The organism is Paenibacillus sp. FSL R7-0313 (assembly GCF_037969885.1).
Taxonomy (GTDB): Bacteria; Bacillota; Bacilli; order Paenibacillales; family Paenibacillaceae; genus Paenibacillus.
This window is the reverse complement of the sequence record NZ_CP150219.1, coordinates 5584753-5597693: the sequence shown is the minus strand read 5'-3', so window position 1 is coordinate 5597693 and position 12941 is coordinate 5584753. Positions and strand designations below refer to the sequence as shown.

General features: G+C 46.1%; 12 protein-coding genes. 8 read left to right on the top strand and 4 right to left on the bottom strand.

From position 1 onward, the window contains the following. Positions 1 to 75: 75 nt before the first annotated feature. The 3 genes from NSQ38_RS24250 to NSQ38_RS24240 all read right to left on the bottom strand — a co-directional run bounded on the left by NSQ38_RS24250 (position 76) and on the right by NSQ38_RS24240 (position 2356). Positions 76 to 588 (bottom strand): ADP-heptose synthase, encoded by a 513-nt coding sequence (locus tag NSQ38_RS24250; protein ID WP_338593889.1) that lies wholly within the window; start codon positions 586 to 588, stop codon positions 76 to 78. A 320-nt stretch (positions 589 to 908) separates the two neighbouring features. Next, positions 909 to 1352 carry a DUF441 domain-containing protein gene (locus NSQ38_RS24245; RefSeq protein WP_036609212.1) on the bottom strand — a complete coding sequence of 148 codons (444 nt, stop codon included), beginning with the start codon at positions 1350 to 1352 and terminating at the stop codon, positions 909 to 911. A 5-nt stretch (positions 1353 to 1357) separates the two neighbouring features. Beyond that, the gene (locus NSQ38_RS24240) at positions 1358 to 2356 is read right to left on the bottom strand and encodes a YpdA family putative bacillithiol disulfide reductase (protein WP_338593890.1); all 999 of its coding nucleotides are present in this window, start codon (positions 2354 to 2356) and stop codon (positions 1358 to 1360) included. A gap of 178 nt (positions 2357 to 2534) precedes the next feature. On the opposite strand from NSQ38_RS24240, the gene NSQ38_RS24235 reads away from it, so the two are divergent. From NSQ38_RS24235 to NSQ38_RS24210, 6 genes are all read left to right on the top strand, one after another. Beyond that, the gene (locus NSQ38_RS24235) at positions 2535 to 3128 is read left to right on the top strand and encodes a metalloregulator ArsR/SmtB family transcription factor (protein WP_091034982.1); all 594 of its coding nucleotides are present in this window, start codon (positions 2535 to 2537) and stop codon (positions 3126 to 3128) included. Positions 3129 to 3575: 447 nt separating this feature from the next. Further along, positions 3576 to 4685, top strand: a complete 1110-nt coding sequence (gene rsgA / locus NSQ38_RS24230) for a ribosome small subunit-dependent GTPase A (protein ID WP_339784503.1) — start codon at positions 3576 to 3578, stop codon at positions 4683 to 4685. Between the two features lie 56 nt (positions 4686 to 4741). Further along, positions 4742 to 5080, top strand: a complete 339-nt coding sequence (locus tag NSQ38_RS24225) for a L,D-transpeptidase (RefSeq protein ID WP_036609207.1) — start codon at positions 4742 to 4744, stop codon at positions 5078 to 5080. Between the two features lie 113 nt (positions 5081 to 5193). Continuing rightward, the gene (locus NSQ38_RS24220) at positions 5194 to 5733 is read left to right on the top strand and encodes a GNAT family N-acetyltransferase (protein ID WP_339790688.1); all 540 of its coding nucleotides are present in this window, start codon (positions 5194 to 5196) and stop codon (positions 5731 to 5733) included. A 170-nt stretch (positions 5734 to 5903) separates the two neighbouring features. Beyond that, complete coding sequence (locus NSQ38_RS24215; protein WP_339784501.1) at positions 5904 to 7379, top strand: aldehyde dehydrogenase family protein; 1476 nt, start codon at positions 5904 to 5906, stop codon at positions 7377 to 7379. Between the two features lie 245 nt (positions 7380 to 7624). Beyond that, on the top strand, positions 7625 to 7777 hold the full coding sequence (locus NSQ38_RS24210) for a hypothetical protein (RefSeq protein WP_164783094.1): 153 nt from the start codon (positions 7625 to 7627) through the stop codon (positions 7775 to 7777). A 122-nt stretch (positions 7778 to 7899) separates the two neighbouring features. Here NSQ38_RS24210 and NSQ38_RS24205 read toward each other — a convergent pair whose 3' ends face one another. Then, the gene (locus tag NSQ38_RS24205) at positions 7900 to 8139 is read right to left on the bottom strand and encodes a hypothetical protein (RefSeq protein ID WP_074094612.1); all 240 of its coding nucleotides are present in this window, start codon (positions 8137 to 8139) and stop codon (positions 7900 to 7902) included. Between the two features lie 422 nt (positions 8140 to 8561). Between NSQ38_RS24205 and NSQ38_RS24200 the strand changes: the two genes are divergently transcribed. Both NSQ38_RS24200 and essC read left to right on the top strand, forming a co-directional pair. Then, positions 8562 to 8882 (top strand): hypothetical protein, encoded by a 321-nt coding sequence (locus tag NSQ38_RS24200; RefSeq protein ID WP_074094613.1) that lies wholly within the window; start codon positions 8562 to 8564, stop codon positions 8880 to 8882. Positions 8883 to 8936: 54 nt separating this feature from the next. Beyond that, complete coding sequence (gene essC, locus NSQ38_RS24195; protein WP_339784499.1) at positions 8937 to 12941, top strand: type VII secretion protein EssC; 4005 nt, start codon at positions 8937 to 8939, stop codon at positions 12939 to 12941.

Genomic DNA, 12941 nt, shown 5'->3' with positions numbered 1-12941 from the left:
ATGACCTTGGCATCCACGTTAAAGTGGGTACTGAGGTCATTTTTTTGAAACTTACTTACGTATTCATTGAGCCATTTATACCTGATCGAGAGGTTCATCATCCATCGCAAAATCAAAATCATCAATGTCAAATACCTGTACAGGTGATTCGGACTCAATTATGCGTGCGATCAGTTCAACCTGATCGGTGAGAATCGGGATACTCAGGCGATGAGATGTCAGCAGCAGTTCTGTTTCAATGGGATCGAAATACTCCCCGTACTGTGCCGTATCTATTGCATTGATAATGGCAACGGATACTTGGTCACCGAATAAAATGGAGGGGCTTTTGGCCCATGGAATAAGTAATGCACGCTCTATTTTTTTCTTATTCAGCGGTTCCTCGAAATAAGAAATCATTTCATTGATTTTGGATTTCACATGCTGATCATCTGCCGGGTTATCCATCATGGGATCAGGACTGGTCTGGAATTCATATAGCTCAAGGATGGTGGTATAAGGAACAATATATTCAACAGGCGCGGGCGGCGCTAGCAATTGACCGTAAATGGCCACCATCACGGCTTCTGTAATAAACTGACGTGACATGGTTCCTTAATCCTCCTGCGCCATTAATAGTTGCAAAGTGAATCTATACGTTTATGCAACAGCATAACCATAATAGTACGTGTTCAAATAGGACGGTTTTCAGTACCGAGAAGACATTTCGGCTGAATTCCATATTCGATGCTGAGGATGCCTCTAGGCATCCTTCGTAATCAAAAGCGGACTTTTTGAACAACCTCTAATATGCATTATTCTGCTGTAGACTCGTGTACATAATTTGCATGAATAGAAGTATATCACACAACGGTGGGAAATACAGCCAATCTGCATAGCATGTCAGGTCACAACCTTCACAACTTGAATCAGGATTTGCCCAGTAGCAATGATAAAATTCCCGCCGCAATCAATGGACCCACAGGTACACCCTTGAACAGGGCAACGCCAAGTACCGTTCCGATTAACAGCCCTGCAACGACAGTTGGCTGTGTACCCATCAGCGTAGCACCACGTCCTCCGAGATATGCCACGAGTAATCCTACGCCAATGGCGAGCAGTGATTTCCAGTGCAGGAAAGACTCACCGATCGTCTGCAGACTCATCTTGCCACTGGCAAGAGGTGCCATCACGCCAATGGTCAGAATGATAATGCCCAGTGTAAGTCCGTATTTTTCAAGCCATGGAAATGCCTGATTCAGGTTCAGGACTCGTAGCAACAGCAGAAATACCATCGCTACGGTCACAGGTGTGTTGCTGCTGATAATCCCGAGAGCCGCAAATACGAGCAACAGCAGGGAAGTCATATCCATGGTTTTCATTTCCCTTCAATCTGTCCACGTTGTTTGCTAACGATATGTTCCGCAATGTAACGTCCATGCCAGCGCCCGGATTCAATAAAGACTTCATTGGCATTACGCCCCGAAGCGATGACTCCGCCCACATATACACCAGGTACGCTGCTTTCCATCGTTTGTGCATCATATAGAGGTTTATCCATATCATCAGACATTTCCACACCTACCGATGTGAGTAGTTGACGATCTGGACGGAAACCGGTCATTGCCAGTACAAAGTCATTATCCAGTTCCCGAGTGGAACCATCCGTGTGTATCAGACGAATCGAATCATCCAGTATTTCATTCACGCGTGATTCCAGGTGCAGTGTGATACGACCTTTTGTCACCATGCTCTCGAATAACGGACGTACCCATGGTTTAATATGCTGGGACAGACCGTTGCCGCGATAAACCATATCAATATGAGCTCCGACCCGAACCAATTCCATGGCCGCATCCACGGCGGAGTTGCTTCCGCCAATAATGGCGACACGTGTACGGGTATAAGGGTGGGCTTCCCGGAAGTAATGAGTTACTTTATCTTTATCTTCTCCAGGGATACCCAGATAGTTAGGATGGTCAAAATAACCGGTAGCCACAACTACATTGCGTCCAACATGTACGATGGCCTCCCCGCGGCGATTGAGCGTATGTACCTCAAACGTACCATCATCCTTGCGTTTAATTTCACGGGCTTCTTCATAGTTATGAACACGCAGACCAAAATGTTCGGCTACCCTGCGATAATAGGCAAGTGCTTCATAACGAAACGGTTTATCATTAGGTGTGCTGAACGGAACGTTTCCGATCTCAAGCAGCTCGGCTGTGCTGAAAAACTGCATATGGGTTGGATACAGATAAATAGATTGAACGATATTGTATTTCTCAACGATCACAGCGGACAGTCCCAGCCGCTCACATTCAATGGCAGCAGACAGACCGCATGGGCCTCCGCCAATAATAATGACATCTTCCATGTTCTTAATCCTCCTTATTTCAAGCAATATAATCCTACCGTAAATAACGAGCCAATGCCAGTTCAAGCGTGAGTTTAACTCAGACAAGTTTAATTGAATCCAAAGGAGTTGACGTAGAGAGAGGAAAAGATTAATATCAAATTAGATATTTATCTAATTGAAAGTGAGATGAACGATGATGCAGCTGGAGAAAATTGTGGCTTATCATAAAGCGTTGGCTGACCCGACCCGGCTCCGCATGCTGCTGTTGCTGGCACAGGGTGAACTGCACGGACAGGCACTTGCCGAACGGCTGAATCTGTCACAGCCAACCGTGACACATCATGCATCCAAGCTGAGAGAGGCGGCGCTGATTAAGGAACGACGGGAGAAAAATACAGTGTATTTCACACTCAATCCTTCGTTTATCCGCGAGAATGCACAGGCTTCGGTTGATTTTATTTTTAAGCGAGAGGAGGTTACGGATATGAGTGATGTGAACGAAACATTGAAAGCGTCGGTCATGAGAAATTTTTTCTCCAAAGATGGGCGACTGCGTCAGATTCCGGCTCAATACAAGAAAAAACTGATTGTACTTGGTCATCTGGTCGAGCAGCTTGAATTTGGTCGGAAGTATACGGAGAAAGAAATCAATACATTTATAAAACAATACCATGAAGACTTTGCCACGATTCGGCGGGAATTTATCATGCATCAGTTCATGTATCGGGAAGAGGAGATCTATGAATTGAATCCGAAGGAGATGTGGACACGCTGGGATCAGGTCAAATAAAGTAGACGGGTAAAAATAGTTTGGGCTTGACAACTGCAAAGCTCAGTGTGTAACATAATGGATAATTCTACAAGGGAGGCGATTGTTTATGACAAACTTAAATGCAGTATACGTTAATTTGAATATGAACAGCGTCTCCGGAACGGATCAAAGCATGTAATTTTGCGTTAGCTGGATAGCAGTATCCATTGTAACGTGAAGTATGACATGCTCAGATGAAGCCACGGGTGACGCACCCGTGGCTTTTTTGTTTGCCAATAAAAGGGTGTTCCTGAATTGTTTATTATCGGAGGGTTAAGTACTCTATCCGGTATATCTACGAGAAGGGATGATCTTTATTCAGCTAACTACTTATTGCCGCGGGTGTACTTCTACTCGTGGTTTTTTGTTTTGATCTGGACCGGAGATAATTGTTCACTCGGCTTGAATGAAGTAAACAAACTTATTTTGGGAGGAATTTTTATTTTAGATAATCATATTGAGAAGTACGGCTGGTCTGCAAAGTGGCAGAAACTGTGGCAAGAGACAGGAATGGAAGAGCAGGAGAAAAAGCCAGCCAGAATTATCGCAGACCATGGACATCTGCAACGTTTGGTTACAGAAGAGGGCGAATGCTGGGGAAGAATATCGGGCCGAATGCGTCATGATAGTCTGGAGACCAGCTTGGTACCAGCGGTTGGAGATTGGGTGGCGATTACAGGTCAGGCAGGTGAAGAAGCAATTATTCACAATCTGGTGCCACGTCAGAGCAGGGTATCAAGGCAGGCGGCAGGTCCGGTGACCAAGGAACAATTAATCGCCGCAAACGTAGATACACTGTTAATCGTGGCTGCACTTAATCATGATTTCAACCTTAGACGACTCGAAAGATACGTGATGATGGCTTGGAATGGTGGCGTAAGGCCGGTCATTGTCTTGAGCAAAAGTGATCTATGCAACAATGTGGAAGAACAGATCCGAAGTGTAGAAGGAATTGCTCCAGGCGTTGAAGTACTTGCAATATCTGCAGTGGAGGGGCAAGGAAAATCCTTACTGGAACGATATTTGCAGCCAGGGTTGACTGTTGCGCTCACAGGATCTTCTGGCAGTGGCAAGTCTACGCTGGTGAACTGGATGATGGGTGAGGATGTGCAGCTTACACAATCCGTCCGCGAGGGAGACAGCCGTGGGAGACATACGACAACACACCGGGAGATGTTTGTTCTTCCACAGGGAGCCGTATTGATCGATACTCCAGGAATGCGGGAGCTTAATCTCTGGGATGAAGGCAATGATGGGCTGTCGCATGCGTTTGGAGAAATTGAGGAGCTTGCGGCCACGTGCAGATTTCTGGATTGCAGTCATACACGGGAAGCCGGATGTGCAGTGAAAGAGGCCATACAGGATGGTTCATTGGATGAAAAAAGACTGAATAATTATCTGAAAATGCAAAAGGAATTGCAATATCAGCAACGCAAGGAAGAAGTGGCATCGAGAAGACGTACCGCCTCCAGCAAACCGGCCAATAGTCGTAAACCCAAGCACTCCCGTAGTGTGAAAGAGTGGGAGGAAGCCTGAAATCAGGCGGGCATCATCCGGCACCTTGCATAAGATAGGTCAGGAGGGATGTCATTATGCCGGATTACAGGATTATTGTAGATCTGTCTGACCACATGTTATATCTTCTGGATGGCAATCAGGTGATTAAGGGATATCCCGTGGGCACTGGCAAGATGCTCACACAGACTCCAAACGGGGAGTTTACTATTATTAACAAACAATCCAATCCAGGTGGGCCGTTTGGCGTGTTCTGGATGGGACTGTCTGCTCCCCATTATGGCATACACGGAACCAATGAGCCTTGGTCAATTGGCAAATCCGTCTCCCATGGTTGTATACGCATGTACAACTCGGATGTACTGGATCTGTCTTCCAAGGTATCTGTAGGTACGAGAGTGACGATCCGGCCGTAGGGCCGGATTTTACTTTATAAGAGGTAGTTCGATGGATCAATTTGGAATTATAGAAAGAAGAACATATAATATGGTAAAACTATGGCAGTTACGAGAGAAAGCGAGTGATAGCTATGCTGATCAGGCTGGCGCGTGAAGGAGATGCGCAAGGTATAGCCCATGTACATACAGAGAGTTGGAAGACAACGTATCGGGGAATTGTGCCCGACAATTTTTTGGATCATTTGACTATAGAATCAAGATTGTCCCAGTGGGAGAAGACCATTCGTTCTGGCGAAAAGGATCAGATTCTGGTGGTAGCTGAACAAGATGATGGGAACATTGTCGGATTTGCGTGTGGGGGTAAGGAGCGTGAAGGCAAATTACCTTATGATGGAGAGTTGTACGCTATATATTTGCTGAAGGAAGTGCAACAAACGGGGATAGGTCAGCAACTGGCGACACATGTCGTTCATCATCTGCAGACCCACAATATGAAACGTTTGATCATATGGGCTTTGGAGCGTAATTCAGCTTGCCGCTTCTATGAAAAGATGGGAGGCACACCAGTCCATAGACAGTCTATCCGCATCGCTGGTCAAGATCTGATCGAAGTTGGCTACGGATGGGAAGACTTAAACCTCTTTGGAGAGAAGAGACTACCCGACTGTTGAAAGACGTCCAGATGCTGAGAGAATAGTGGGAGTTGTATTGTTTCCCTTAAGCTTAAAGAATGGAAGAGCTAATTCAGGTCTTCACGTTTGCGTAATTCTGAACAAGGTTAATGATGTAGTACACCGTTGTGCAGGTGTGACATTTAATCTTAATCAGGAGGCGTATTCACATGACTTTAATGGACACTGAACATACAACATGGACGAAACAATATATTAATGGCAGCTGGGTAGATGGCTCCGGTGAGAAAACAATGGAGAATATCAATCCTTATACGGGAGAAGTCATTGCTACATGGCGCTCTTCCAATAAGAATGACATAGATAAGGCTTATGAGTCAGCTCAGAAAAATTCGATTGAATGGGCGAAGTCTTTGCCCGCTGCGAAAGAAGAGGTATTGCGTAAAGTTTCATCCCTGATGACAGAGCGAAAAGAGGAGATTATTCAGCTGCTGATCACGGAATCCGGGAGTACCCGAATCAAATCGGAGGCGGAGTTTGCAGCGGCTAAACGCATTGTGGATGAAGCAGCATCTTTTCCTTATCGCATGAAGGGTGAGATTATTCCGTCCAATACTCCTGGCAAAGAGAACCGTGTGGTTCGCGAGCCGAAGGGAGTGATTGGTGTTATCGGGCCATGGAACTTCCCTTTGCATCTATGCCTTCGATCTGTAGCTCCAGCGATTGCCCTTGGTAATGGTGTGGTGATTAAACCAGCATCGGACACTCCAATTACGGCAGGTTGGCTCATTGCCGATTTGTTTGAACAAGCCGGTCTGCCTGAAGGCGTGTTGAATGTTGTTGCCGGAAGTGGCAGCGAGATCGGGGATTACTTTGTCGCTCATCCGGTTCCCAAAGTAATTTCATTTACGGGTTCCACAGAAGTTGGACAGGGGATCGGTAAACTGGCGGGTGAACATTTAAAAGAAACGGCACTCGAACTAGGCGGCAACAACGCCATGGTTGTGCTGGAAGATGCGGACATTGAACGTGCTGCCGAAGCCGCGGTCTTTGGCAAGTTTCTGCATCAGGGACAGATCTGCATGGCTTTGAATCGTATCATTGTGCATGCCGATATTTACGACCAATTCGTCGATTCATTTGTTGCCAAAACGAAGAATGTCCAGACAGGTGATCCGGCGGATGCCAAAACACTCGTGGGTCCTCTCATTCGGGAAAAAGAGGTAACACGATTGCTGGAGCTTGTGAACAAAGCCAAGGCCGAAGGTGCACGGTTATTGCTCGGGGGGACCAGTAAAGGCAGCGTGCTATCTCCTACTATACTTGCCGATGTTAAACCTGAACAAGATATCGTGCAGCAGGAATTATTCGGCCCCGTGGCAGTGATCATGAAGGCTCGAGATGAGCAGGAAGCTGTACGTTTGGCGAATGATACTCCTTATGGACTTAGTGGTTCCGTATTCACCAAAGATCTGAATCGGGGATATGAGGTTGCCCAGCGCATTGAATCTGGTATGGTGCATGTAAATGATCAGTCTGTGAACGATGAAGCGCATGTGATGTTTGGCGGTGAAAAAGCTTCGGGGATTGGACGTTTCGGTGGGGATTGGGCCATTGAGAAGTTTACACGTACTCGTTGGATCAGCATTCAGCACCAATATCGGGAATATCCGGGAGTGAAATAAGTCGAAAAAGGGTGAACTGGCAGAGGCATTTATGAATGATTAGAATGGGCTGCAAAAAGATCGACAAATCATGCGAAAGTCCGTCTCCAGCTTGGTGGGACGGGCTTTTTGCACAATTTTACACCGCAGCAAAATACGGCTTAATATAAGAACGGAAAAGCTGTTTGGGGCTGACGCTATCTGGTTATTTATGGATACACGGAAGAATCGATCCGTAAATCCAATGGCAAAGGGGCTTTAAATTCATGTCCATTGACCGCTTTATTCTGAGGAAACTGAATACCTGTCAGGAAGAACATACACGTGCCAATTTGGTTCGGCTGTTTGTCATTCGTATTCGTAAAGCCGAGATTGCGGAAGAACATGATGCCGCCTATGTCCTGAGCAAACTGCACTGAGTGATGGCTGATAATAATTGCGATCCGCTGTTAACGTGTATACAACTCAAAAAAGGAAGCTTGTCTATAACGACAGCTTCCTTTTTCATGTCTTGTAATGAATGTGTCTTGGGTGACTCCTTTTAATATAAGGATAAAGCAAGGGAGTCGTTTTCACTTCGACTGTGGAGAATGGCTTCTCCATTAACAATCTCAATACTAATTAAAGAATGCAGACATTTTTGAATGGCGCGTTTACCGTTGCTAATTTTATGCTCCAGAGCACTGCTAAGCAATCTTAATGTCTTCTGCATAGGTTGTTTGTTTTCTTGATTAAAATATACAGGGATTGATTTGTTTTGAAAGGTTATTAGGGTTCTCACTTGAAATCACCTCACGGTTGTTATTTCATACAGCTAATATTAAATTCCAATGCTTAAAATTACCTTAAAATCAGCTTATGAAAACATAAAGGTGGGTAATGTTTGAAAAGTGTTCACAATTCAATTGTGAGCGAAGGAATAAAAGTCCTGAAAAACGAAAATTAATTACCATTTAAATGGAACAAAAAACGAAAATTTTCGTATCCTCGCAATATTTAATTGCATAACTGCCACGAAAGTTCTGAGTCGAATGTACGATATTTTAATATATACGTGGGTCATATGTAACAAAATTACAGGTGGTACATTGCAAACAGGGTGTTTATGTAAGAAAATAGGGTTGATATAACGATTCATTCTCTTTTTTTTGATTTAATCTGACATTAGGACAATTTACATATGAGACCATGGGAGGGATTCGGATGATTCTAACCGTGTATTCCGGCCGCGAGGAAGGAGAATGGTTCGACATCGATGTTCCGGACGAATGTACCATTGAACATTTGAAGACATTACTCGGCGTTCGCATTTTTGGACAGGCACCAGGCGACGGCATTCAGTACATCCTTGAAGCCAAGTTTCCGGAAGGTCTGTGGTTTTCTCCACAGAACGCACAGCAGTTAATGGAAACAGGGCTGCGACAAGGCAGTTGCGTACGTGTCCAGCGGGCTTTTTCAACGACTTCGGAAGAAGCGCCTGTATATGGAAGACGTTCATTGTTTCAACAGGACAGCAACGAATAGGGCTTTTGAACGTATACATTCATTATTGAACGAACTAAAGGAGGTCTTCTCTTCGTGAATGTGTTATATCAGCGTTCTCCAAGAATGACACCGGTTCTCAAGGAAGAGAGACTCGAAATACTCAGGCCTCCAACAGAACCGAGCAAACCCACGTTTTCCATGATATCCATTATTGTGCCGATCATGATGACCATGGTCAGCATTGGTTTCTACGTATATATCAATATGACCGGCAAAATGGGCAACAGCAATTATATGATGTTTCAGATGATGACGGTCATGATGATGCTTACTTCTTACACCATTCCATTCTTCGTGTATCTGAGCAACAAGAAATCATATCGCAAAAAATTGGAAGAACGAAAAACAATGTATCTTGCCCAACTGGACAAACACCGGGAAGAACTGAAAGAAGCTCAGGCGGAGCAAGTGAAGAGCCTGTACGAAATTCATGGTGATCCGGGTGTGTGTCTTCAAGTGGTGAAGAACCGGAACAGTTCCTTGTGGGAACGTTCACCAGAGGATGATGATTTCCTTCAGGTTCGCATTGGTACGGGAGAGATTCCATTCCGCATCAAACTTCAGGTACCGCGGATTGATGGATACGAGAAGGACGAGCTGATTGAAGCGGCCCATGAACTTGCGGCTGAATTCCAGACGGTACCGGATGCTTCCATTACATTGCCTTTGTTCCAATCGAAGGTTATGGGACTTGTCGGTGATCGGGAGGAAGTGCTTGCTTCCCTGCGAGTCATCATCTCACAGCTGACGGTACGCCATTCCCCGGATGAATTGAAGCTTGCTGCTTTCTATGAAGAAAAGGACAGCAAGGAATGGGATTGGCTTCGCTGGATGCCCCATATCTGGGATGAAGACCAAGGACAACGCTATATGGCCGACAGGCACAGCGGTGCGCATCAATTAGCGGACAGCTTGTTTTCCGTGTTGAACCGGCGTCGTAACAATAAGGAAGACCGTTACAAGAAAAGCGTACAAACGCCATGTTACGTTGTAATTCTCTCCGATACGCAATTGATTGAAGAAGAACCGTTACTCCCCTTGCTGCTGGAATCGGCTCAGGAAATTGATGTATGCACTATCATACTGGCTAATCGCAAGGAGTCTCTGCCGATGCATTGTCAGTTGATTATGGATGCCTCCAAGGGCAAAGGGGTGTATATCAAAAAAACGGAAGATGCAGATGTTATTCAACAAACGTACAAGCCTGATGTGATCTCGAAGGAGATGGCAGAGGCACTTTCCCGTTATATGTCACCGATCCGGTTAAAGCGGTCATCTGCTTCAGATATCCCACAAGTGCTTCCATTATTCGATATGCTGAGCACATCACGCGTGGAAGATTTGGATGTGGTGTCCAGGTGGGGACAGACGAGATATCCTGATACGCTGCCTGTACCAATGGGTGTACGCGCTGGCGGCAAAAAAATTGCGATAAACCTGCATGACAAAATTGAACGTCAGGGTCATGGTCCCCATGGTCTGATTGCAGGTACAACCGGTTCAGGTAAAAGTGAAGTCATCCAGTCCATCGTAGCTTCACTCGCTGCTGAATTCCATCCACATGATCTGGCTTTCATGCTGATTGACTATAAAGGTGGCGGGATGTCCAATACATTTGTTGATCTGCCTCATGTGGTGGGGACGATCACCAATCTGGATGGAAATCTGATCGAGCGGGCAAATATCTCACTTCGGGCCGAACTGGTCAGAAGGCAAAAAATATTAAATGATGCGGGAAACCTCCAGCATATTGATGAATATTACAAGATTCTGCGTTCCAGACATGAACAGCCACTGCCACATCTGGTTATTATCATTGACGAGTTTGCTCAATTGAAGCGGGACCAGCCGGAGTTCATGGATGAATTGATCAGTATAGCGGCCATTGGCCGGACACTTGGGGTTCATCTAATTCTGGCAACCCAAAAGCCAGCTGGTGTTGTAGACGATAAAATATGGAGTAATTCGCGCTTCCGGATCTGCCTTCGCGTACAAAGTGAGGGAGATAGCAGGGACATGATCAAGATTCCAAATGCTGCCTGGATTACAAAGCCTGGTCGCGGATATTTCCAGGTTGGTAGTGATGAAGTGTTTGAAGAAATGCAATTTGCCTGGAGTGGTGCACCTTATAACCAGCAGGAGGATTCAACAACGGTATTACCTGTTATGGAGGTGCGCCTGAACGGTAAGCGGGAGCCTCTGTTAACCGGAGAGCGCAGAGCCGTTCTCAAAGGTGAAGATGTTCCGAAACAGCTCCAGGTATTTATTGATTATGTTGCGAAGTCTGCAGCGGATGCGGGTATCCGTCGTTTGCCAGGACCATGGTTGCCACCTTTACCAGAGACACTGGAATGGGAAGGTCTTCAGGAATGGCAGGAAGAAGAGAATCGGGATCTGCTGCTTGATGGCGGGGCGAGTGGTCTGAAACCACTGGTAGGTTTGCTGGATGATCTCCCGAATCAGCGCCAACAACCGCTTGCATTGCCTGTAGATCAAGGCCATCTGGTCGTGTACGGTATGCCAGGACTGGGCAAAACAACATTTGTTCAGACCTTGCTTATGTCTCTGGCCCGTTCCCACAGAACTGAGCCTTGGCATGGTTACATTATCGATATGGGCCGTATGATGAAGGACTTTGCAGCACTACCTCAGATCGGTGGCGTGATGATGGCTGAAGAGGAAGACCGGATCAAGCGGTTATTCCGCTATATTCTCAAGCTGTCAGCACAACGCAAAGATATCATCTCGGAGGCGGGTGTTAAAACGATTTCGGCGTACCGCCGGACAGCTCACGCGGCTGTACCGCAGGTTGTGGTCGTTATTGATGGTTATCTTTCATTCCGCAATGCCTATCCGGAAGAAAATGAACTTCTGGAGACGATCCTGCGTGAAGGCGGAAGTTTGGGTATCACCTTTGTGCTCACCGCCAATCGGGTAACCGATGTATTTGAAAAATTCAGAAGCAATATTCCCAATGCGGTTTCATTTGAGTTATCCGATCCAAGCGATTATTATTATGCCGTGGGAAGACCTTCCAAGGCGCCAAGCCAACTTCCGCCAGGAAGAGGTCTGGTCAAAGGCCAAGTGCCTCCATTAATGTTCCAGGCGGCATTACCTTCTTCCGGGGCAGATGAGGGCAAGCGTTCATCGGCACTGCGCCGTACGATTGCTGAGATTCGCCAAGGCTGGACAGGGGAAGAAGCGCCGCAGATTGCTCCACTTCCGGAAGAGATCAAACTCAAGGATCTGCTCATTCGGACAGGGTCATATGGTCAGGCTTGGGATACATCGTCTGTAACTGTTCCAGTGGGACTACTTACGGATGATCTGGAACCATTCCAGCTTAATCTGCGTGAAGGTCCGCATTTCATGGTAACGAGTCCGATGGAAGGCGGTAAAACAACATTTTTGTTGACATGGATGTTATCACTGGCTTATCATGCTTCTCCGGAAGCTGTACAAATATACACAGTAGATATGCGTTATGGCTCAGGTGGGCTGGGGGAAATCAGCAGTTTGCCCCATGTCCGTGGACATGTATCGCGAGAAGAACAGCTTGCACCTGTCATTCAACAGTTGTACGATGAAGTTCTGAAAAGAGGCGAGATTTCCGGTGGACCGGAACTTGTGCTCGTCATCGACGATGCGGACACCTTGTCCAAGCAGCTAAACGATTTTAATGTAAAAGATCAATTGGGAGCGATTGTTCGTCAAGGAAGGGATCGCGGTGTACACGTGATTCTATCCGGAGTTCCGGCAGACTTTCCAACCTTTGGTTCTGACTGGGTAACGGATGTGAAGGCTTCCCAGAGCGGAATGCTGTTCGGGACTTTAGACCCTAACGATCTCTCGTTCTTCCGTATACCTTATTCCGAATCTGGAGGTAGTTCAGGTGGGCTGAAGGTACTGCCTCCGGGTCAAGGTTATTATGTAAAACGTAAATATTCCAGGGTTAAAGGTGCAGTTCCATGTGATGACAGCTGGAAAATGACCGATTGGATTTCTGAAATTCGTGACCGATGGCATGTTGTAGTTTGA

Excerpts from the sequence above, each read along its gene's own strand:
- NSQ38_RS24220 (WP_339790688.1), top strand. The coding sequence starts at position 5,194 with ATGCTGATCAGGCTGGCGCGTGAAGGAGATGCGCAAGGTATAGCCCAT.
- NSQ38_RS24225 (WP_036609207.1), top strand. The coding sequence starts at position 4,742 with ATGCCGGATTACAGGATTATTGTAGATCTGTCTGACCACATGTTATAT.
- NSQ38_RS24215 (WP_339784501.1), top strand. The coding sequence starts at position 5,904 with ATGACTTTAATGGACACTGAACATACAACATGGACGAAACAATATATT.
- NSQ38_RS24245 (WP_036609212.1), bottom strand. The coding sequence starts at position 1,352 with ATGGATATGACTTCCCTGCTGTTGCTCGTATTTGCGGCTCTCGGGATT.
- NSQ38_RS24235 (WP_091034982.1), top strand. The coding sequence starts at position 2,535 with ATGCAGCTGGAGAAAATTGTGGCTTATCATAAAGCGTTGGCTGACCCG.
- NSQ38_RS24240 (WP_338593890.1), bottom strand. The coding sequence starts at position 2,356 with ATGGAAGATGTCATTATTATTGGCGGAGGCCCATGCGGTCTGTCTGCT.
- NSQ38_RS24210 (WP_164783094.1), top strand. The coding sequence starts at position 7,625 with ATGTCCATTGACCGCTTTATTCTGAGGAAACTGAATACCTGTCAGGAA.
- NSQ38_RS24200 (WP_074094613.1), top strand. The coding sequence starts at position 8,562 with ATGATTCTAACCGTGTATTCCGGCCGCGAGGAAGGAGAATGGTTCGAC.
- NSQ38_RS24250 (WP_338593889.1), bottom strand. The coding sequence starts at position 588 with ATGTCACGTCAGTTTATTACAGAAGCCGTGATGGTGGCCATTTACGGT.